This window comes from Exiguobacterium sp. EF_C8 (assembly GCF_054956715.1).
On the sequence record NZ_CM143264.1, the window covers coordinates 31,781 to 52,330 of the forward strand.

A 20,550-nucleotide genomic window follows, 5' to 3' on the forward strand; every position below is an offset into this window, starting at 1 on the left:
CGTTATTCATTCTCCCCGTCTTGGAGATAGTAGCCGACTCCACGACGCGTCATGATATAGACCGGCGTACTTGGGTTATCTTCGACTTTTTCACGAAGACGGCGCACTGTCACGTCGACTGTCCGGACGTCACCAAAGTAGTCATAGCCCCAGACCGTCTGCAACAAATGCTCACGCGTCATGACTTGACCGATGTTTTTCGCGAGGTAATGCAACAATTCGAACTCACGCTGCGTCAGCTCGATCTTTTGATCCTTACGTGTCACTGTATGCGAATTCGTATCGATATACAGTTCTCCGACTTTGAGTGGACCTGGTCCAACCGGTTGTGGTGTAGCTTCCGGACTCGTATTGCGTAAGTGGACTTTCACGCGGGCGAGTAACTCACGTGAGCTGAATGGCTTCGTCACGTAATCGTTCGCACCAAGCTCAAGACCAAGTACCGTATCAATTTCAGAATCCTTTGCTGTCAGCATGATGATTGGAATCTTCGACGTCTTCCGAACCTCCCGGCAGACCTCCATCCCGTCCATTAGTGGAAGCATGATATCAAGTAACATCAAATCCGGTTTGAACTCCTCGAATTTTTCTAATGCCTCCACGCCGTCGTTTGCGATCGCGACCTGGTAGCCTTCTTTTTCTAATTTAAACTTGAGTATATCTGCAATCGGTAACTCGTCATCGACGACTAGAATTTTACGTTCCGTCACTGGGTGTGCCCCCTTAAAAATTTCTATTCAATCTATTTTACCTGTTTTTTCGGCATATAGAAAGGTGGCGACGGAAACTCCCGGCGCCACTCGCTCTACTGTTCGTCGTCTCACGGGAGAGGTTCCACGTGAAACACTGTATTCAGTATACCTGTTTTTGCTTCCGTTTGTGAACCATTTCGCACAAAAAACAGCCTCTTGCAGGAGGCAAGAGGCTATTGAGACTTATGCTTCTTCGTAGAGATCACGCAAGACGACGGTCTGTTCACGACCCGGTCCGACCGAGAACGTGACAAGTGAGATGCCTGTCAGATCCGCGATCCGCTTGACGTAGTTCTGTGCGTTCAACGGTAGATCTTCAAAGCGACGGACACCTGTGATGTCCTCTTTCCAGCCTGGAAGCTCTTCGTAAACTGGGACACATGCTTCAAGATCACGGAAGCTTGCTGGGTACTCATCGATCTGTTTACCATTGAATTCGTACGATGTACAGATCTTCAACGTTTCGAGTCCTGTCAGAACGTCGATCGAGTTGAGCGAAAGATCCGTCAACCCACTTGTACGGCGCGAGTGGCGAACGACGACAGAGTCGAACCAACCAACACGACGCGGACGTCCTGTCGTCGTCCCGTATTCACGACCGACTTCACGGATTTGATGACCGATATCATCAAACAATTCCGTTGGGAACGGACCGTCACCGACACGTGACGTGTATGCTTTACAAACACCGACGACATGGTCAATTCGGGCTGGACCGACACCAACACCTGATGCAACACCGCCAGCTGATGCGTTCGATGATGTAACGAACGGATACGTTCCGTGGTCAAGGTCGAGTAAGACACCTTGTGCGCCTTCAAACAACACTTTTTCACCGTGATCAAGGCTATCGTTGACGACGACGGATGTATCACAGACATATTTCGCGAACTCTTGTCCATATGCATAGTACTCTTCGAAGATATCGTCGAACGCGATTGGTTCAGCGTCATACATCTTCGTGAACATGCGGTTCTTTTGGTCGAGAACGATCTTTAACTTCTCAGCAAACGTTTCTTTGTCGAGTAAATCTGCCATCCGGATACCGATTCGTGCAGCTTTATCCATGTAGCACGGTCCGATCCCTTTTAGCGTCGTTCCGACTTTTGCGTCGCCCTTCGCTTCTTCTTCTAACTGATCCTGCAACTGATGATACGGCAAGATGACATGCGCCCGATTCGAAATTAACAAGTTATCCGTTGAAACACCACGATCGTGCAGATACTTCAATTCCTTGACGAGTGATTTCGGGTTGACGACAAGACCGTTCCCGATGACACATTTCTTATCCGAGTAAAAAATACCTGATGGGATCAAGTGCAATTTGTACGTCTCGTTATTGAATACGATCGTATGTCCTGCATTGTCTCCACCTTGATAACGTGCTACGACGTCAGCTTGTTTTGAAAGAAAATCGGTGATTTTCCCTTTTCCTTCGTCGCCCCACTGTGTTCCGACTACTACTACTGATGACATCTTATCATCCACCTCCACGTACGATTCAAAACCACGACTAAGTGTAACGCGATAAAAAAAAGAAGTCAACCAAATACCGAACAATTAATTGTTACAATTCTCTTTCGTTCGTTTAATTATCGTTTTTAGTGAATAAACTGAGAATCTTTAGGTGAAAATAAAAAAAGCTACGTTTTGCCTCCGATTCATCGAGGGCAAGACGCAGCTTGGATTAAGCAGGTGGCGCGTACGAGTTGCTTGGCTCGAGATCCACGAACTTGTTGAATTCTTTTCGGAAGGCGAGCTTGACGGTACCGGTTGGACCATTCCGCTGTTTCGCGATGATGATCTCAATCGTATTCGCATCTTCCGTTTCTTTATTGTAGTAATCATCACGGTACAAGAAGGCGACGATATCGGCATCTTGCTCGATCGCTCCCGATTCCCGGATATCCGACATCATCGGTCGCTTATCTTGACGACTCTCCACCCCACGCGAGAGCTGCGATAAGGCGATGACGGGGACTTCAAGTTCACGCGCGAGTGATTTCAAGGAACGGGAAATTTCCGAAACCTCTTGTTGACGGTTGTCGCTAGAGCGACCATTCCCTTGAATCAACTGCAAGTAATCGATCATGATCATCCCAAGACCATGCTCCTGCTTCAAACGACGGCATTTCGCCCGGATATCATTGACCCGAATACCTGGTGTATCGTCGATGTAGATACCGGCTTGAGACAAGTTACTCATCGCAAGCGATAACTTCCCCCAGTCCTCTTCTTCGAGTTGACCCGTCCGCAGACGCTGCGCGTCGACGTTTCCTTCGGCACAGAGCATCCGCATGACGAGCTGTTCGGCACCCATCTCAAGACTGAAGATGGCGACGTTCTCGTCAGCGCGTGTTGCGACGTTTTGCGAGATGTTCAAGGCGAACGCGGTCTTCCCAACCGACGGACGTGCTGCGACGATGATTAAATCGTTGCGCTGGAAGCCGGCCGTCATCTTATCGAGATCTTGGAAACCGGTCGGAATCCCCGTCGTCTCGCCGCTCTGCTTATGCAATTTATCAATCGTTGCATAGGCACTCGTCAAGACGTCCGAGATCGGGATGAAGCTCGCGCTTCCTTTTCCTTGTGATACTTCGAGAATCTTCCGTTCTGCCTCGTTCAGCAGGACATCGACCTCATTTTGCCGTTCGTATCCATCAGTGACGATCTCGCCTGCCGTCCGAATGAGACGCCGGAGCGTCGACTTCTGGTCAACGACGTTGACGTAATAATTGATGTTGGCTGCAGTTGGTACCCCTTCTGCCAGTTCCGCTAGATAGGGTAGACCACCAATCTCATCTAGAATCCCGAGCGTACTGAGCTCGGCTGTCACCGTAACGAGGTCGATCGCTTCGCCTCGGTCGGACAGCACGAGCATCGCTTCAAAGATCCGTTGGTGAGAGGCACGGTAAAAGTCCTGCGGTAACAGACGTTCCGATGCACTGATCAAACGATCCGCATCAATCATGATCGCCCCTAGGACGGCTTGTTCTGCCTCGATGCTTTGGGGAGGCATATTTTGCATGACTTCACTCATCACCGGTCCCCTTTTCTACTCACGCCTCTTTGACCTGAACGTTCAGTGTCGCTGTCACTTCGTTGTGTAACTTCAATGGTACCTTCGTAAAGCCAAGTGCCTTGATCGGGTGCTCGAGCTCGATTTTGCGTTTATCGATCTTGTAACCCATGCTTTTAAGTGCTTCTGCAATCTGTTTACTTGTGACTGATCCGAAGACACGACCGCCTTCACCGGCTTTCGTCGAGACGACGATCGTCTCTTTTTCGATTTTTTCTTTTAACGCTTGCGCGTCAAGCAAGTTCTGTTTCGCTTCTTCTGCTGCTTTACGTTCGTGTGCTTCATGTTGCTTCAAGTTGCCAGTCGTCGCAGGGCGCGCCAACTTTTTCTTGAAGAGTACGTTATTTGCATAAGCATCGGCCACGTCTTTGACGTCTCCTGCTTTCCCTTGTCCTTTTACATCCTGTAAGAAAATAACCTTCATTCTGATTCCTCTCCTTTTGTCTCATCTTCTAAATATTGATCGATTGCTTTACGCAACGCATCCGCCACGGTGACGACTGATTCTGACATCTGTGTCGCCGCGTTCGTCAAGTGACCGCCGCCACCGAGCGTCTCCATGATCAACTGAACGTTGACATCCCCAAGCGAACGGGCGCTAATCGCCGTTCGTCCGTCTTGAAGTTCCGCGATGACGAAAGCGGCGCGAATGCCTCGAAGCGATAACAATTGATCGGCTGCTTGCGCAATCAAGACTTGATCGTGAATGACTCCTGGCTCTGCTGTCGCAATCGCCATCCCTTCCGTATAGACTTCGGATCGCTCGAGGATATGTGACTGCTCGACGTACGTCTCAAGATCCTGACTGAGAAACTCTTGTACGAGCACTGTGTCAGCACCTTGTGAGCGTAAATAGGATGCAGCATCGAACGTCCGAGAACCGGTCCGCAGGGCAAAGCCTTTTGTATCAACGATGATCCCAGCGAGTAACGCCGTCGCTTCAAGCATCGCCAGTTTCTGATTCGTCGGTTGGTACTCGATCAGCTCGGTGACGAGCTCTGATGTCGAAGAAGCATACGGCTCAAGATACACGAGAACCGCATCTTCGATGAAATCTTCGCCCCGACGATGATGATCAATCACGACCATATGCTCGAATCGATCGAGCAAGGCCGGTACGACAACAAGCGATGGTTTGTGTGTATCGACGACGACGAGTAACGTCTGATCGTCGATCAATTGATCAGCTTGAAACGCATTGACGAATCGTGTCTCGAGTTGTGGTACTTCGGCAATCTCATCCATCATCCGGCGAATCCCGCGTCCGATTTCTTCCGGTGGTAAGACGATATGTGCTTCCTTATCGTTCATTTCCGCAAGCTTCAAAATGCCAATTGCTGATCCGAGTGCATCCATGTCTGGATTTTTGTGACCCATGATCAGGACACGGCTCGATTCCTGCATTAAGTCACGAAGCGAGTTAGCGATGACCCGGGCCCGGACGCGCGTCCGTTTTTCCGTCGGATTCGTCTTGCCGCCGTAAAAGCGGACCTTCCCATCACGTTTGATGACGACTTGGTCGCCTCCTCGTCCCAGCGCAAGATCGAGACTCGACTGAGCCATCTGACCAAGCGCCGGAATCGGGTCACTTCCGCAACCAATTCCGATGGATAACGTCAACTGGACGCCGCGTTGACTCGTCTCTTCCCGAACCGTATCCAGAATCGTAAATTTCGATCGTTCGAGAATCCGTAGATTCTCTTCTGTCGTAACGATGAAATACCGATCGGACGCGGTCCGCTTGATATACGTCCCGTGTTCCGCTGCCCAGTGATTCAACAACTGCGTGACCCGGCTGTTCAGTTCACTGCGTAACTGATCCTCGATGCCTTGTGTCATCTCATCGTAGTTATCGAGATAGATGACACCGATGACCGTCTGATTATCGACGAGTTGTTGTTCAACTTGTGCTTCTTCCGTCATATCGAACAGGTAAAAGGTCCGGTTCTCATGATTCGAAAAGACACGATACACGGCATCGCCGATTTCAAGCGTCGCTTGATCCTCATTCGTCGCGACCATTTCGATGAATAAGGGATCGAGCTCATTGAGCGTCTGTCCCATTGCTACATCATCAAAGATATCCCGCATCGGATCATTGAACCAGGTGACAAGCGTTTCCTCATCGTATAACAAAATCCCGATTGGCATGTTCGTCAACGCATCTTGTCCCGTCTCCTCGACTTGCATCGAGATTCCGGCGACGTACGTCTCCCATGCCCTGCGTGCACGACGTTCTTCGAATAGGTGCAATCCGAAGAGGAGGGCAGTCACGACGGCTCCGATGGCAGAGATGACCGGTTCGCGGACAGCGACGACGAGAAGCAGACCGACGATTAATAGATACGGAATGAAGCGAACGATACGTCGTTCGCGTTCCGGTGATACTTGTTGACCTGACTCCATCGTGTCCTCCTTATATGCTCTATAGGGTTAATTAAAATTTTTAGTAACTTGTTTATTATAACCGAAAAGCAGGAGGGGATGAAAGAGAAGCGAAAAAAAGCACCACCCTCACGCTTGAGGATGGTGCTACGAAATCAGTCAGCCACGTATGGAATTAAAGCCATTTGACGTGCGCGTTTGATTGCGATTGTAAGTGGACGTTGGTATTTCGCTGAAGTACCAGTCACACGACGTGGAAGAATCTTACCGCGTTCCGAAATGAAACGTTTGAGAAGTTCTACGTCTTTATAATCGATATGAGTGATGTGGTTCGACGTGAAGTAACATACTTTACGACGACGTTTTCCACCTGGACGACGTGCCATGTGATTAACCTCCTTTTTAACTTGGATTTTTCAGGACGATTTCCTTAGAACGGGAGATCGTCGTCTGAAAGGTCGATCGAACTACCGCCGCTGAACGGATCAGCGCCGAAGCCCGAATTCGATGAAGCGGGTGCTGGCGAGGAAGAGTTGTTCTGCTGTTGCTGTGAACCCCATCCTGCAGCATTCCCGTTTCCACCAGTTGATGAAGCGTAGCCTTCGCTACCATCCGAAGAACGGCTCGCGTTACGTGACTCAAGGAAGCGGACGCTATCAGCGACGACTTCTGCACGGTAACGGCGTTGCCCTTCTTTATCGTCGTAGCTGCTAATCTGGAGGCGACCCTCTACACCAGCAAGACTACCTTTCTTCAAATACTGAGCAACGTTCTCTGCTTGCTTGCGCCAAACGACGCAATCGATGAAATCAGCTTCTCGCTTCCCATCTTGCCCTGTGAAAGGACGGTCACATGCGAGTGTGAATCGCGTTACCGCAATCCCGCTCTGCGTATAACGCATTTCCGGGTCACGAGTTAACCGACCGACTAAAACGACGCGGTTAATCATCAGAATCACTCTCCTGTTTCAGCTTATTTCTCGTCTTTTGTGATCATTAAGCGAACGATATCGTCACTGATCTTCATGAGACGGTCAAGTTCTTTTGTAGCTGCTGGTTCAGCAGTCACGTTAAGAAGAACGTAGAACCCTTCACGCATATCATTGATTTCGTAAGCGAAACGACGTTTACCCATTTCAGTTGTTTTATCAACTGTACCACCGTTATCAGTGAGGACTTTGTTAAAACGCTCCACTGTTGCTTTGCGTGTTTCCTCATCAAGTTCCGGACGGATGATGTAAAGTACTTCGTATTTACGCATATCTGTCACCTCCTCTTGGACTGGCGGCTCGAATGTTCGAGCAAGGAGCAATAATTCATTACTCACATTCGTTAATACTACCAAAGTATTTTGCTTTATGCAATAACGATTCGTTTTCGATTAGACGTTGAAGCGGAATGTGACGACATCGCCGTCTTGGAAGACATATTCCTTACCTTCTGAACGGTAACGACCTTGTTCCTTGACTGTCGCCATGTTACCTGCAGCTGCTAGATCTTCGTACGAAACGACTTCTGCACGGATGAATCCGCGTTCGAAGTCCGAGTGGATGACACCCGCACATTGTGGAGCTTTCATGCCTTTTTTAAACGTCCAAGCGCGTACTTCTTTTTCACCTGCTGTGAAGTATGTCGCAAGACCAAGCGTGCTGTACGCCGCATGGATCAATTGATCAAGACCCGACTCTTCGATTCCGAGATCGACGAGGAACTCTTGACGCTCTTCCGGCTCAAGCTCTGCAATTTCTTCTTCGATCCGAGCACAGATGACGATGACTTCTGCGCCTTCTTTTGCTGCGAATTCACGGACGAGACGCACGTTCTCATTGCTGTCTGCATCTGCGACTTCATCTTCGCCGACATTCGCGACGTAAAGCATCGGTTTCATCGTCAACAATTGGAAGTGTTTGACGAGTGCTGCTTGATCTTCGTTCAATTCAGCGAGACGTGCTGGTTTCTCATCTTCGAGCAACGCTTGCACGATTTCAAGTGCTTCAAGCTCAGCCGCTGCGTTTTTATCGCGCGACTTGACTTGTTTTTGGACACGCTGAATCCGTTTTTCGACCTGCTCAAGATCTGCGAGGATCAATTCGAGGTTGATCGTCTCGATATCATCGATCGGTGAGACTTTTCCGGCCACGTGTGTGATGTTTTCATCTACGAAACAACGCACGACCTGACAGATCGCATCTACTTCACGAATGTTCGCGAGGAATTTATTTCCGAGCCCTTCCCCTTTAGACGCACCTTTTACGATACCGGCGATATCCGTGAATTCGAATGCTGTCGGGATCGTCTTTTTCGGGTTGACGAGTTCTGTCAATTTCCGAAGACGTGCATCTGGTACTTCAACGACACCGACGTTCGGGTCGATCGTTGCGAACGGATAGTTCGCTGCCTCGACACCTGCTTGTGTGATGGCGTTAAAAAGTGTTGATTTTCCTACGTTTGGTAAGCCAACGATTCCTGCTGTTAATCCCACTTGGAATTCCTCCTTTTCGGTATTTCCTAGGAAATCCGTGCTAGCGGCCGCAGTGGGTAGAATGATTACACCACGTCAGCACATCTTTCACAATTATAGATAGTTCATTTTTTTTAAGCAAGGAGCTCGACCGTCTTTTTTAATCACGCTCTAATCGAACACAATCACTTCGCTTATGAAAGACAACGAAAAAGCGGATGTGATCACGAGAATCACATCCGCTTTTTCGTCACTCTGGTAAGACTTTTTTCAATCGTTTATCAAAATCACGACGTGGCATTAAAATGCTCGCCCCGCAACCTTGGCATTTGATTCGGATATCCATGCCGACCCGAATGATCTGCCATCGGTTCGTTCCACATGGATGCTGCTTCTTCATCTCAACATAATCATGGAGTTGATACGTTTTTGGAATCATCCGTCTGTCCACCATTCTTTTGTTCTGGATTCATCATGACCATCCGTGGATACGGGATCTTGATGTTTTCTTCTTCGAGTCCTTGCTTCAATTCCTTCCGGATCAGACGACCAGCTTGGAAATGTTGCATCGGTGGTACTTCTGCCATCAAACGATAGACGACTTCTGAAGGACCAAGTGTCTGAACACCGAGCATCTGAATCGGCTCGACGAACATATCGACATACTTCTTCGTCGTCCGGTCTGCAATCTCATGCAGAACTTGTTCGACGCGTTCAAGATCCTCATCATAGGAGACTTGGACATCGACGAGTGCGAAACTGTTGTCGACCGAATAGTTCGTGACTTGCAAAATCTGACCGTTCGGGATGATGTGGATTTCCCCGTTGAGTCCTTTGAGTTTTGTCGTCCGGATACCAAGTTCCGTCACGACGCCTTCGATTACACCGACGCGTACATAATCTCCGACTTTAAACTGACGTTCGAAGATGATGAACGCTCCTGTAATGATATCTTGCACCAAGTTCTTCGCACCAAACGAAATCGCGAGACCAGCGATTCCGGCACTGGCGACGAGACCGGTGATGTTGATTCCGAACTGACTAAGCACTGTCAACAACATGATGATTCCAAGTACGTAACGAATCGCATTTTGGAGCAACTTCAACAGCGTCTCGTTCTGTCGTTGTGCCAAGTAGTCATGTTCATTGATTTTCCTGATCGTAAAGAGACGTGAGACTGCCCCAGTCAAAACGCGCGTCAACACATAGAACGCCGCGATGATGATGAGCGCAATCAGTAGTTTCATCCCAAAACGAATCCACATATCCGCATCCATTACTTGATTGATCAATTTATCGACTTGGGCGACGGATTCTTGTACATCTTGATTGGTAGCCATTCTCTCATCCTTTCTTATTCTCTCTATTACGACAGTATACGTGATTTTAATCGAGTTTCAACCAAAGAGCCGATTTTGACGTTAGATTTCTGGAAAAACCGGGAAAGGAAAATCATCTAAGAACCCTTCACTCTTGCCAATCCACCACGACACTGACATCAAGAGAAGAAAGGATGATTTCGATGAACTTCCGCTTTCATTCGCACGAGCCCAAGCCCTATTCTTTCTTTTTAGAATATACGGAACCGTTCGCGAAAGAACGCTTAGCTGAACAATTATTCGAACAAGTCTCTGCCGTCCAAGAAAAACGTCCGATCGTACTCGTCTGCATTGGTTCTGATCGTTCGACAGGTGACTCACTCGGTCCACTCGTTGGGACATTCCTCGAGAAACAAGCGCCTGCTCATCTTCACGTTTACGGTACACTCGCTAAACCCGTCCATGCACTGAATCTCGCAGAAACCATTCACTCGATCCAAACGACCCATTACCGTCCACTCGTCATCGCGATCGATGCGTGTCTCGGTCGCCTTTCAAGTGTCGGACATGTCTTTTTCTCGGAAGGTCCACTCGCACCCGGCGCCGGCGTCCAAAAAGAATTGCCTGCGGTCGGTGACTTCAACATTAAGGCTGTCGTCAACGTCAGTGGATTCATGGAGATGATGATTCTCCAGAACACACGGTTACACCTTGTTTATGAACTAGCGGAACTCGTCGCGAACAGCTTCCACTTACTTGATGCGAAACTCTCCGCTGAATCCACACGGACGACGATTTCTTTCACGCCGCGTTCAATGTAAGCAAAAAGAAGCGAACCGTCGCCCGGATCGCTTCTTTTTAGTGATCCGATTCAGGTAACAACAAGTCGAGCAACCGATTGAGGTCGTCTTCGTCTATAAAATCGATCTCGAGTTTCCCTGCTTGTTTTCCTTGTTTAATCCGAACGGTCGCCCCGTATTTTTCGCGAAGTGATTCCTCGACGAATTGAACAGCGGTCGCTTGTTGCGGACGGGCGGCTTCCTTACGTTCCCGAAGCGCCTGCTCTAACCGACGGACGTTCCAGTTCTCCGCCATGACCCGTTCTGCCATCTGTTCGATCTTCTTTGGATGTTTCAGTGACAGGAGCGCGCGGGCATGTCCCATCGACAACCGTTCGTCCATGACCGCTTGTTGAACGAGCAATGGCAACTGTAACAGTCGAAGGCTGTTCGTAATGTGCGAACGACTTTTCCCGACACGCTGTGCAAGCTCTGCTTGCGTAATGCCGAATTCCTCGATCATCTCCGCATATGCCATCGCTTCTTCAATTGCAGATAAGTCTGCTCGTTGGATGTTTTCGATCAAGGCGAGCTCCATGACGCGTGTCTCGTCTGCTTCAATCACAAGGACCGGTACACGTTCGAATCCTGCGCGACTCGCCGCCTGATAGCGCCGTTCACCGGCGATGATTTCGTAATAGCCATCTCGTGGTCGGACGACGATCGGTTGGATCATCCCGTGACGAACGAGCGATTGGGCTAACTCTTCTAATGCTTTTTCATTGAATCGTTTCCGAGGTTGAGTCGGATTCGGGCGAATCGCCCGAACAGGTAATTCATTCACGTGCTTTCTCTCCTAAACGTAGCGGAAGGCACGACCGCTTATTCCGGACGTGCCTTCACGATGCGAATTCGCACCTCTACATATTCTTCGCAATCGACTTCTTCTTTTTCGATCGTCAATCCAGTCTGCTCGATCATATCGACGGAATCCCGCAAGGTGTTTAACGCGATTCGTGTATCTCGTGCAAAGCTTTTATGACGTTTTTTCTTCGGTGGCTGTGGTGTCATCAATCGTTCCACCCGGCGCTCCGTCTCCTTGACGTTCCATTCCCGTTCCAGAATTTCAGCGAGTACCGTTACTTGTAACGCTTCATCCTTAAGCGGCAATAACGCTCGGGCGTGACGTTCCGTGATTGTCCGTTGCTTCAATGCTTCCCGGACATCCATTGGCAATCGGAGCAAACGTAATTTGTTGGCAATCGTCGACTGACTACGTCCGAGCTTACGGGCTAACACTTCTTGCGTGATGTCTTGTAATGCAAGCAAACGCTCATAAGCTTCCGCTTCTTCGATTGGTGTCAAGTCTTCGCGTTGCAGATTTTCAATCAATGCCAGGGAAGCAGTCGTCTCGTCCGTCATCTCTTTGACGATGGCAGGAATCGTTTCCCAGCCAAGCGAGCGCACTGCTCGGTACCGTCGTTCTCCGGCAATGATTTCGTAACCTGTTCCTTGTTTTCGAACGACGATCGGCTGGAGTAACCCGTGCTCTTCGATCGTAACCGCTAGTTCTTCAATTCGGTCCCCGTCAAACACAGTCCGTGGTTGGAACTGATTCGCGACAAGTTCTGTCAATGGTAATTCCTGAACCGTCTCTTGGGGGTCAAGCTCGATCGTAGCAGGTTTACCGAGCAGTTTGGCAATTGCATTTCTCACGTTGGCGCACCTCACCTTTATCAGTCATCGTTTCACGTGAAACGGTGTTTAGCTTAATGGATCTTTCGCAGGCGTTCCCGCTTTACGCGGATATTTCCCGGGTGTTGTTCGTTTTTTATCTACAATAACGATATTACGCTCACTTTCCTCGCCTGGCAATTGGAACTGGAAACTTTCCCGTAAATTCCCACCGAGTACTTTCAAGGCAATCGCACCATCCTCAAGCTCTTCACTGACTTTCGCCGCCTTCAAGGCAACGAATTGTCCTCCGACTTTCGCAAGTGGTAGGCAATATTCCGCGAGAACGGACATCCGGGCAACCGCACGTGCGGTCACGACGTCAAACCGTTCGCGGAATTGTTTATTTTTACCGAACTCTTCTGCGCGTCCATGATGGAACGCGACACCTTCGAGTCCAAGTTCCGTCGCTAAATGATTCAGGAAGCCGATTCGTTTGTTCAGTGAATCGACGATCGTCACTTGAAGGTGCGGGAACATGATTTTGATCGGCAGACTCGGGAACCCAGCACCTGCTCCGACATCACAAACCGTCGTGACTGCCGTGAAATCAAAATAGAACGCTGCTGTGATCGAGTCATAGAAGTGCTTTAAATAGACATCTTCTTCATCGGTAATCGCCGTCAGGTTCATCTTTTCATTCCACTCGACGAGCAGTTCATAATACCGCTTGAATTGATGCAACTGATGTTCTGAGACCTCAAGTCCCTGTGCTGCCAATGCTGTTACGAATTGCTGTTGGTTCATCTCGTTCACTCCGCAGTCAATGCGTATTGGCCTTGTTCGATATAGACAAGCAAGATCGAGATATCAGACGGATTAACCCCTGAAATCCGGGATGCTTGTCCGATCGAGAGCGGACGCACTTGGTTTAGTTTTTGTTTCGCTTCAATCGCTAATCCACTGATCGCATCGTAATCGAGACGATCCGGAATCCGTTTTTGCTCCATCCGCATCATTTTTTCGACTTGATCGAGTTGTTTATCGATGTAGCCGGCATATTTGACTTGGATTTCGACTTGTTCTGCTGCTTCTGCAGACAATGGTGTTTCCGGTGGTGTCATCTGCGCAATCATCGCATATGTGATTTCCGGGCGTTTCAGCAACGTGATCGCATGCAAGGCTTCCTTAAGTGGCGATGCACCAATCGCTTCTAGCTGTGCATTCACGTCCGGTGTCGCTTTGATGACGACCTTCTCAAGACGTTTCATCTCAAGACGGATTTGCTCTTGTTTGTCGAGCAACTTCGCTTGGCGTTCTTCCGAGATCAAACCGAGTTCATGTCCGATTTCCGACAGACGAAGATCCGCATTATCATGACGGAGCAACAAGCGGTACTCGGCACGTGACGTCAAGAGGCGGTACGGTTCGTTCGTACCTTTCGTGACGAGATCATCGATCATGACACCGATATAGCCTTGTGAACGTGACAAGATGAGTGGTTCTTTGCCTTGAACTTGTAGTCCGGCATTGATTCCTGCCATGATCCCTTGTCCCGCTGCTTCCTCATAACCACTTGTTCCGTTGATTTGACCCGCTGTGAACAAACCAGGAACACGTTTTGTTTCGAGCGTTGGCCAGAGTTGTGTCGGAACGACGGCATCGTATTCAATCGCATAACCGGGACGCATCATTTCTGAATTCTCAAGCCCAGGAATCGAGCGGAGAATATCGTGTTGAACGTCTTCCGGTAAACTTGTCGATAACCCTTGCACGTAGACTTCTTCCGTATCGCGACCTTCTGGCTCAAGGAAGATTTGGTGACGCGGTTTATCGTTGAACCGGACGACCTTATCTTCGATCGATGGGCAATAACGGGGACCTGTCCCTTTAATCATCCCAGAGAACATCGGTGAACGGTGTAGATTCGCATCGATCAACTGATGCGTATACTCCGTCGTATACGTCAACCAGCATGGAATTTGTTCCGTGATCATCTGTGTCGTTTCATGACTAAACGGAAGCGCTACTTCGTCACCTGGTTGGATCTCCGTCTTCGAGTAATCGATCGTTTTCCCGTCGATTCGCGGTGGTGTACCTGTCTTGAAACGTGCGAGCTCAAATCCAAGTTCTTCAAGATGTTTCGATAGATTGATCGATGGCATCTGATTGTTCGGACCACTCTCGTACGACAATTCACCGATAATGATTTTCCCACGCATGAACGTTCCTGTCGTGATGACGACCGCTTTTGCCCGGTATTCCGCTCCAGTATTCGTGACGACACCAACGCAGCGTCCTTCGTCGTCAATCAATAACCGTTCGACGAGCGCTTGACGTAAGAGCAAATTCGGCTCATCCTCAAGCGCTTTTTTCATCCGGTTTTGGTATTCGAATTTATCTGCCTGTGCCCGGAGTGCACGCACCGCAGGTCCTTTTGACGTGTTTAACATTTTCATTTGAATATACGTTGCATCGATTGCGCGTGCCATTTCACCACCGAGCGCATCGATTTCCCGGACGACGATCCCTTTTGCAGGACCACCGATCGACGGGTTGCAATACATGAATCCGACCATATCGGGATTCATTGTCAACATGACCGTTTTCGAGCCCATTCGTGCCGCAGCAAGAGAGGCTTCGATGCCGGCATGTCCGGCTCCGACGACGATGACGTCGAATTCACCTGCTTGATAAGCCATAGTACTGGTTCCTCCTTCTTATTCCACACGCAGTCGTCTCGAATTATTTCCCGAGACAGAACTGCGAAAACAACTGATCCAATAAACTATCCTGTGCTGTATCTCCATTGATTTCGCCGAGCGTGTCCCATGCCCGTCGTAAATCGATCTGTACCATGTCAATCGGCATCGCTGCTTCTGCTGCACCGAGGGCATCTTCAATCATTTGACTCGCGCGTTTGATCAGTTGGATATGTCGTGCATTCGAGACGTACGTCATATCTTGACTCTCGACACCCTGTTCAAAGAACAGACTCGCAATCGCCGCTTCAAGATCGTTGACCCCTGCTTCTTCGAGCAAGGACGTCGTAACGATTGGTCGACCATCGGCAAGTTCCGTGACACGTACCAAATCAATCTGTTGCGCCAAGTCACTCTTGTTGACGATGATGATTGCGTTCATTCCTTTAATCGCTTCAAACAGCAAAACGTCCTCATCCGTTAGGACATCGTTCCCGTTTAGGACGAGTAAGATCAAATCGGCCGTCTTTAAAGCCTGACGCGACTTTTCGACACCCATCCGTTCGACGATATCTTCCGTCTCTCGAATCCCTGCCGTATCAATCAACTTTAGTGGTACACCACGAACATTGACGTACTCCTCGATCGTATCGCGTGTCGTTCCCGCGATATCCGTGACGATGGCCTTCGCTTCTTGCACCAATGTGTTGAGCAAAGACGATTTACCGACGTTCGGACGACCGATGATCGCTGTGGATAACCCTTCACGAAGGATTTTTCCTTGGCGTGCCGTTGTTAATAACTCTGCCAGAATCGCGCGGACAGCTCCAGCGTCACGTTCGACGATCTGTTGTGTCATCTCTTCTGCGTCATATTCCGGGTAATCGATGTTGACTTCGATCGCAGCAATCGTCTGCAACAGTTGTTGACGTAAGTCTTGGACGAGTTTTGAGAGACGTCCTTCAATTTGACTGACGGCGACATGCATCGCTCGATCCGTCTTCGCGCGGATGAGATCCATGACAGCTTCCGCCTGCGACAAATCGATTCGTCCGTTCAAGAACGCACGTTTCGTGAATTCACCCGGTTCCGCTAATCGGACTTCCGGTTGTGCGAGGATGAGTTCGAGGACACGATTGACCGCGACGACTCCTCCATGACAATTCAATTCGATGACATCTTCACGTGTGAACGTCTTTGGTGCGCGCATGACACTCACCATTACTTCATCAACAACACGATCCGCCTCGTGATCGACCAATTTCCCGTAATGAATCGTATGGGTTGGTACTTCCGTCAAGCGGTTGGTTCCTTTATAGACGCGGTCGGCTACAGCGACTGCATCAGGACCCGATAAGCGCACGATCGCAATCGCCCCTTCTCCCATCGGCGTCGAAATCGCGGCAATCGTATCAAATTCCATCATCCGTTCTTCCACCTCGTTTTTCTTCTGTCTTTTTATACGTGTTCAATCCTTAATCGTTGCAATGGGTATAACGAAACAACTATACACGAAATGACGCAAAAGAAAAAGAGCGACACTCTGTCAAAACAAAGCGTCGCTCTTCACGTATTAGCGTTTCTTTTTCGATTTTTTAGGAGCCGGAGCTGCTTGCGCCGCTTCCTTATCGCGTTTTGCTGCAAGTGTTGCCTCTGTCTGCACTTTGATCTTTTCACGCATTGGCTTCATGATGACGACCGTGACGATGATCGAGAAGATGTAACCGACGACCCAGTAAAGAGAAAGGGCAGATGGGAGTGTGACCCCCATGATGAAGATCATGATCGGGAAGACGTAGAGCATGATTTTCATTTGTGGATTGTCTTCTTGACCTGCCATCGAGATTTTTTGCTGTAGATACGTTAGTACCGCAGACATGATCGGCAAGATGAAGAATGGATCCGGTTTTCCGAGGTTAAACCAAAGGAATGTGTGTTGGAAAATAGCCGGCGTATAAATAATGGCGTTATAGAACGCAATCAAGATCGGCATTTGGATCAAGATCGGTAAACAGCCAGCAAGCGGATTGACGTTATGCTCTTGGTAAAGCTTCATCATTTCCTGTTGCAATTTCTGTTGCGTCTCTTGGTCTTTCGAGCTGTATTTCTCACGAAGTTTCACCATTTCAGGCTGAATGACTTGCATTCCACCCATACTCTTCGTTTGTTTGATCATCAACGGAAGGATGACAAGACGAACGAGAAGTGTCGTGATGATGATTCCGATTCCGAAATCATTTCCGACAAGATGCGAAATTTCGCGAATCAACCACGCCATCGGCCAAACAAAATAATGTTTCCAAAAACCATCAGTATTTGCTGTGATCTCTTCGTGTGCGCCATAGTTCGTCGGTGCACAACCTGATAACACGATCGCGAGCACAGACATGAGCCCGAGAGTTAACCAAATCTTAGTTCTCTTGTTCATAATTCCTCCTAGAAATTGTTTACGCTTTGTCGAACGCCATCTTCTTCTATAGTAAGGCAAGGAAAGGGAGCGCCGTACAAATCAACAGGATGCATTGCTACGATTCATTTTTTTGATCGCATCCAGACACCGGAACGTTTGAGGACGTGACGGAGACTGTCAGCCACTTCTTGCGCGGTCATCTTAGCGGCCGGATTGCGCGCGATGATCACCAAATCATAATTCGGGGCAATCGAGGCTTCATGCTGCTGGCATGCTTCCCGAAGATACCGTTTCACCTGATTCCGGACGACGGCATTCCCGATTTTCTTGCTGACGGATAAACCAACCCGAAAGTGAGTCTGTTGCTCCTTTTTCAAGGCATACACGACAAATTGCCGATTTGCGACAGAGGCTCCTTTAGTAAACACCGCTTGGAACTCCTTGTCTTTCTTGACGCGGTATTCCTTCTTCACCTTATTCACACTCCATCCTGACACTACGAAAATTCGTCGTCTCTCATCATATCATAGAATAAACATGCGACGCGATAGGGCGCATGTGACAAAAGCACGAACACACTAAAAAACATAAAAAAAAATCACCTCGGATCATGCCCGAAGTGATGGATGCATCAATGCATTAGACAGTCAAGGCTTTGCGGCCCTTAAGACGGCGAGCAGCCAAGATACGGCGGCCACTCTTCGTAGCCATACGCGCACGGAATCCGTGAACTTTTTTACGCTTACGGTTGTTTGGGTTGAAAGTTGGTTTCATTCGTCTGCACCTCCTTTAAAAGATCTTTATAACCAATTGTTATTTTCTACTTTAAGGCAGTCTTGTACATTATATAAACTGATTGTGGCATTGTCAATGAAAGTTCGGAAGATTTCTCGCCTTGCGTAAAGGTTTGTTTCTTAAAAACAGGCGATAGGATTCCAGCATGCAAACTCTATTACACAATAGAATGCGACTGGATCACAAAGAACAGATTGATAGACTTATCCACCTATCCACAGACTTATCCACATTATCCACACTTTCCGTGGATAACTCTTCACTTTGTCTACGATAGTATTTTTTAAAATCGACGTCAATCCTCGATTTTGGATTTCCTTTTTCCACTTCTTTTGTATTTTGTGAATAACTCTTTTTTAACGCTTCCTCTTTCAAAAAGTTATCCACCTCTTATCCACAATTTATCCACACTATCCACAGCTTGTGGGTAACTACCTGTGGACGATTGAATTTACTTGTGGATAAATCATTCCAACCATTGCCAGAGCTCATTTCTTTTGATACACTAATTGTGCATAACATGATCCTGATCGCTTAGGACAAAACAAGTTATACACACCCTGTGGATAACTTTATACACAGATTCAACTACCTGTGGATAACGTTATCCACAGTTTTTACGTTATGGGGATAAGTCGAGTTTCTTCATTAACTTTGTCTGTGTATAAGCCTGTGTACAAATTTTTTCTATCTTGATAAAAAAAGGGGGGTATTTATGAAAAACGCTGCCGAACTTTGGCATAATGTCTTATCTGTGATTGAGGAAGAGGAACGAACACCGAAAGCCAGTTATGATATGTGGTTGAAGTCCACAGAAGGCGTTACGCTAAATGGAACGACTTTACTCGTTTCAGCACCGGCTGCATTTACGGTGACGTGGCTTGAGCGCCAGTACTTATCTTTACTTGAAGACACAGTTGAGGAAGTAACCGGAAGCCGACTCGATATTCAGTTCATTGAAGAGGGACAAGCGAAGAAAATGCTCGATCGACAAGAAGAGGAACGGATCGACGCAACACCGGCTCCAAAATCACGTCCATTGAACACGCGCAAACCGACAGATGAACTGACGATGAGTGAACTTGGACAATTAAATGAGAAGTACACGTTCGATACATTTGTCATCGGATCGGGGAACCGTTTTGCACACGCCGCTTCACTGGCTGTTGCTGAAGCACCTGCTAAAGCATATAATCCGCTTTTCATCTACGGTGGCGTTGGTCTTGGCAAAACCCATCTGATGCATGCCATCGGACAGTACGTTCAAGATCAAAATCTTGGGACACGGATTGCCTATGTCTCTTCTGAACGCTTTACAAATGACTTTATTAACTCCATCCGTGATAATAAGACGGTTGAGTTTCGAAATAAATACCGTAACATCGATGTCCTCTTAATTGATGACATCCAGTTCCTTGCGGGCAAAGAACAGACGCAAGAAGAGTTTTTCCACACATTTAATGCACTGCATAACGACCAAAAACAAATCATCATTTCGAGTGACCGACCGCCAAAAGAGATTCCAACGCTTGAAGATCGGCTCCGTTCTCGTTTTGAATGGGGATTGATTACCGACATCACGCCACCGGATCTCGAGACACGGATTGCAATCTTACGGAAAAAGGCGAATGCTGAACAGCTTGATGTCTCAAACGAAGTCATGCTCTACATCGCGAGTCAGATTGATACGAATATCCGTGAGCTCGAAGGAGCGTTGACGCGTGTCATCGCTTATGCGAATCTCGTCGGACGACCGATTGATCCAAATGTCGCTGCAGAAGCCTTGCATAACATCATGCCAGTCGCCGAACCGCGTAAAGTCACGATTCGTGACATCCAGGAGTCGGTCAGTAAGCATTTCAACTTGCCGTTTGATGATCTTAAGGCGAAGAAACGGACGAAATCGATTGCCTTTCCACGTCAAATCGCGATGTATCTTTCGCGTGAGATGACGGAAAGCTCATTACCGAAGATTGGGGAGGAATTTGGAGGACGCGACCATACCACCGTCATCCATGCCCATGAAAAGATCAGTATGTTGATCAAATCAGACGGTGAAACAGGAAAAGTCATCGAACAAATCAAGCATGAGTTGAAGCATTCGTAAAACTGTGGATAAAGATGTGGATAAAGTAGGGTGGTTATCCACAACTTATCCACACCGTTTTTGGCTCTATATCAAGTTATCCACCGAC

At 48.2% G+C, this 20,550-nt stretch carries 21 protein-coding genes; 2 read left to right on the forward strand and 19 right to left on the reverse strand.

Translation table 11 applies throughout. The features are described 5' to 3' along the window. Nucleotides 1–2 precede the first annotated feature (2 nt). The 11 genes from yycF to ACY2IG_RS00220 all read right to left on the reverse strand — a co-directional run bounded on the left by yycF (nt 3) and on the right by ACY2IG_RS00220 (nt 10,016). Nucleotides 3–710 (reverse strand): response regulator YycF, encoded by a 708-nt coding sequence (gene yycF, locus ACY2IG_RS00170; RefSeq protein WP_023469844.1) that lies wholly within the window; start codon nt 708–710, stop codon nt 3–5. Between the two features lie 225 nt (nt 711–935). After that, nucleotides 936–2,228, reverse strand: a complete 1,293-nt coding sequence (locus tag ACY2IG_RS00175; protein WP_056064628.1) for an adenylosuccinate synthase — start codon at nt 2,226–2,228, stop codon at nt 936–938. Between the two features lie 211 nt (nt 2,229–2,439). After that, complete coding sequence (dnaB, locus tag ACY2IG_RS00180) at nt 2,440–3,792, reverse strand: replicative DNA helicase (RefSeq protein ID WP_023469846.1); 1,353 nt, start codon at nt 3,790–3,792, stop codon at nt 2,440–2,442. A 19-nt stretch (nt 3,793–3,811) separates the two neighbouring features. Then, complete coding sequence (rplI, locus tag ACY2IG_RS00185; RefSeq protein ID WP_023469847.1) at nt 3,812–4,255, reverse strand: 50S ribosomal protein L9; 444 nt, start codon at nt 4,253–4,255, stop codon at nt 3,812–3,814. Next, nucleotides 4,252–6,237, reverse strand: coding sequence for a DHH family phosphoesterase (locus tag ACY2IG_RS00190; RefSeq protein WP_035411741.1), 1,986 nt, complete (start codon nt 6,235–6,237; stop codon nt 4,252–4,254). Before ACY2IG_RS00190 ends, rplI begins: the two co-directional genes overlap by 4 nt. 134 nt (nt 6,238–6,371) lie before the next feature. Beyond that, entirely contained in the window at nt 6,372–6,602 is a 231-nt protein-coding gene (gene rpsR / locus ACY2IG_RS00195) for a 30S ribosomal protein S18 (RefSeq protein WP_023469849.1), read from the reverse strand. A gap of 44 nt (nt 6,603–6,646) precedes the next feature. After that, nucleotides 6,647–7,165, reverse strand: a complete 519-nt coding sequence (gene ssb / locus ACY2IG_RS00200) for a single-stranded DNA-binding protein (RefSeq protein ID WP_023469850.1) — start codon at nt 7,163–7,165, stop codon at nt 6,647–6,649. A gap of 23 nt (nt 7,166–7,188) precedes the next feature. Next, nucleotides 7,189–7,476, reverse strand: a complete 288-nt coding sequence (gene rpsF, locus ACY2IG_RS00205) for a 30S ribosomal protein S6 (RefSeq protein WP_035411738.1) — start codon at nt 7,474–7,476, stop codon at nt 7,189–7,191. Nucleotides 7,477–7,596: 120 nt separating this feature from the next. Further along, complete coding sequence (gene ychF / locus ACY2IG_RS00210; protein ID WP_035411737.1) at nt 7,597–8,697, reverse strand: redox-regulated ATPase YchF; 1,101 nt, start codon at nt 8,695–8,697, stop codon at nt 7,597–7,599. Between the two features lie 229 nt (nt 8,698–8,926). Continuing rightward, nucleotides 8,927–9,115, reverse strand: a complete 189-nt coding sequence (locus ACY2IG_RS00215) for a DUF951 domain-containing protein (protein ID WP_023469853.1) — start codon at nt 9,113–9,115, stop codon at nt 8,927–8,929. Then, the gene (locus ACY2IG_RS00220; RefSeq protein ID WP_056064622.1) at nt 9,087–10,016 is read right to left on the reverse strand and encodes a mechanosensitive ion channel family protein; all 930 of its coding nucleotides are present in this window, start codon (nt 10,014–10,016) and stop codon (nt 9,087–9,089) included. Before ACY2IG_RS00220 ends, ACY2IG_RS00215 begins: the two co-directional genes overlap by 29 nt. Nucleotides 10,017–10,198: 182 nt before the next feature. On the opposite strand from ACY2IG_RS00220, the gene yyaC reads away from it, so the two are divergent. Next, complete coding sequence (yyaC, locus tag ACY2IG_RS00225; protein WP_035412220.1) at nt 10,199–10,816, forward strand: spore protease YyaC; 618 nt, start codon at nt 10,199–10,201, stop codon at nt 10,814–10,816. 37 nt (nt 10,817–10,853) lie between these two features. Here yyaC and ACY2IG_RS00230 read toward each other — a convergent pair whose 3' ends face one another. The 8 genes from ACY2IG_RS00230 to rpmH form a co-directional block, all read right to left on the reverse strand. Next, nucleotides 10,854–11,618 carry a ParB/RepB/Spo0J family partition protein gene (locus tag ACY2IG_RS00230; RefSeq protein ID WP_035411733.1) on the reverse strand — a complete coding sequence of 255 codons (765 nt, stop codon included), beginning with the start codon at nt 11,616–11,618 and terminating at the stop codon, nt 10,854–10,856. A 38-nt stretch (nt 11,619–11,656) separates the two neighbouring features. Continuing rightward, nucleotides 11,657–12,490 (reverse strand): nucleoid occlusion protein, encoded by an 834-nt coding sequence (gene noc, locus ACY2IG_RS00235; protein WP_035411731.1) that lies wholly within the window; start codon nt 12,488–12,490, stop codon nt 11,657–11,659. 48 nt (nt 12,491–12,538) lie between these two features. After that, nucleotides 12,539–13,255, reverse strand: a complete 717-nt coding sequence (rsmG, locus tag ACY2IG_RS00240; RefSeq protein ID WP_056064620.1) for a 16S rRNA (guanine(527)-N(7))-methyltransferase RsmG — start codon at nt 13,253–13,255, stop codon at nt 12,539–12,541. 5 nt (nt 13,256–13,260) lie between these two features. Further along, complete coding sequence (gene mnmG, locus ACY2IG_RS00245) at nt 13,261–15,150, reverse strand: tRNA uridine-5-carboxymethylaminomethyl(34) synthesis enzyme MnmG (protein ID WP_058265604.1); 1,890 nt, start codon at nt 15,148–15,150, stop codon at nt 13,261–13,263. Between the two features lie 43 nt (nt 15,151–15,193). Beyond that, nucleotides 15,194–16,576, reverse strand: a complete 1,383-nt coding sequence (mnmE, locus tag ACY2IG_RS00250) for a tRNA uridine-5-carboxymethylaminomethyl(34) synthesis GTPase MnmE (protein ID WP_056064613.1) — start codon at nt 16,574–16,576, stop codon at nt 15,194–15,196. Between the two features lie 147 nt (nt 16,577–16,723). Then, nucleotides 16,724–17,578 (reverse strand): membrane protein insertase YidC, encoded by an 855-nt coding sequence (yidC, locus tag ACY2IG_RS00255; protein ID WP_035411724.1) that lies wholly within the window; start codon nt 17,576–17,578, stop codon nt 16,724–16,726. Between the two features lie 104 nt (nt 17,579–17,682). Continuing rightward, the gene (gene rnpA, locus ACY2IG_RS00260; RefSeq protein ID WP_023469862.1) at nt 17,683–18,033 is read right to left on the reverse strand and encodes a ribonuclease P protein component; all 351 of its coding nucleotides are present in this window, start codon (nt 18,031–18,033) and stop codon (nt 17,683–17,685) included. Nucleotides 18,034–18,199: 166 nt separating this feature from the next. Beyond that, nucleotides 18,200–18,334, reverse strand: coding sequence for a 50S ribosomal protein L34 (gene rpmH / locus ACY2IG_RS00265; protein ID WP_012371910.1), 135 nt, complete (start codon nt 18,332–18,334; stop codon nt 18,200–18,202). Nucleotides 18,335–19,070: 736 nt separating this feature from the next. Between rpmH and dnaA the strand changes: the two genes are divergently transcribed. Further along, the gene (dnaA, locus tag ACY2IG_RS00270; protein WP_035411721.1) at nt 19,071–20,462 is read left to right on the forward strand and encodes a chromosomal replication initiator protein DnaA; all 1,392 of its coding nucleotides are present in this window, start codon (nt 19,071–19,073) and stop codon (nt 20,460–20,462) included. Nucleotides 20,463–20,550 lie beyond the last annotated feature (88 nt).

What these genes read in the sequence shown, in the direction of transcription:
- rpmH (WP_012371910.1), bottom strand. Translation starts at nt 18,334, where the DNA reads ATGAAACCAACTTTCAACCCAAACAACCGTAAGCGTAAAAAAGTTCAC.
- yyaC (WP_035412220.1), top strand. Translation starts at nt 10,199, where the DNA reads ATGAACTTCCGCTTTCATTCGCACGAGCCCAAGCCCTATTCTTTCTTT.
- ssb (WP_023469850.1), bottom strand. Translation starts at nt 7,165, where the DNA reads ATGATTAACCGCGTCGTTTTAGTCGGTCGGTTAACTCGTGACCCGGAA.
- rpsF (WP_035411738.1), bottom strand. Translation starts at nt 7,476, where the DNA reads ATGCGTAAATACGAAGTACTTTACATCATCCGTCCGGAACTTGATGAG.
- ACY2IG_RS00220 (WP_056064622.1), bottom strand. Translation starts at nt 10,016, where the DNA reads ATGGCTACCAATCAAGATGTACAAGAATCCGTCGCCCAAGTCGATAAA.
- rplI (WP_023469847.1), bottom strand. Translation starts at nt 4,255, where the DNA reads ATGAAGGTTATTTTCTTACAGGATGTAAAAGGACAAGGGAAAGCAGGA.
- ACY2IG_RS00175 (WP_056064628.1), bottom strand. Translation starts at nt 2,228, where the DNA reads ATGTCATCAGTAGTAGTAGTCGGAACACAGTGGGGCGACGAAGGAAAA.
- mnmG (WP_058265604.1), bottom strand. Translation starts at nt 15,150, where the DNA reads ATGGCTTATCAAGCAGGTGAATTCGACGTCATCGTCGTCGGAGCCGGA.
- dnaA (WP_035411721.1), top strand. Translation starts at nt 19,071, where the DNA reads ATGAAAAACGCTGCCGAACTTTGGCATAATGTCTTATCTGTGATTGAG.
- rpsR (WP_023469849.1), bottom strand. Translation starts at nt 6,602, where the DNA reads ATGGCACGTCGTCCAGGTGGAAAACGTCGTCGTAAAGTATGTTACTTC.
- mnmE (WP_056064613.1), bottom strand. Translation starts at nt 16,576, where the DNA reads ATGATGGAATTTGATACGATTGCCGCGATTTCGACGCCGATGGGAGAA.
- ACY2IG_RS00190 (WP_035411741.1), bottom strand. Translation starts at nt 6,237, where the DNA reads ATGGAGTCAGGTCAACAAGTATCACCGGAACGCGAACGACGTATCGTT.
- yidC (WP_035411724.1), bottom strand. Translation starts at nt 17,578, where the DNA reads ATGAACAAGAGAACTAAGATTTGGTTAACTCTCGGGCTCATGTCTGTG.
- rsmG (WP_056064620.1), bottom strand. Translation starts at nt 13,255, where the DNA reads ATGAACCAACAGCAATTCGTAACAGCATTGGCAGCACAGGGACTTGAG.
- ACY2IG_RS00215 (WP_023469853.1), bottom strand. Translation starts at nt 9,115, where the DNA reads ATGATTCCAAAAACGTATCAACTCCATGATTATGTTGAGATGAAGAAG.
- dnaB (WP_023469846.1), bottom strand. Translation starts at nt 3,792, where the DNA reads ATGAGTGAAGTCATGCAAAATATGCCTCCCCAAAGCATCGAGGCAGAA.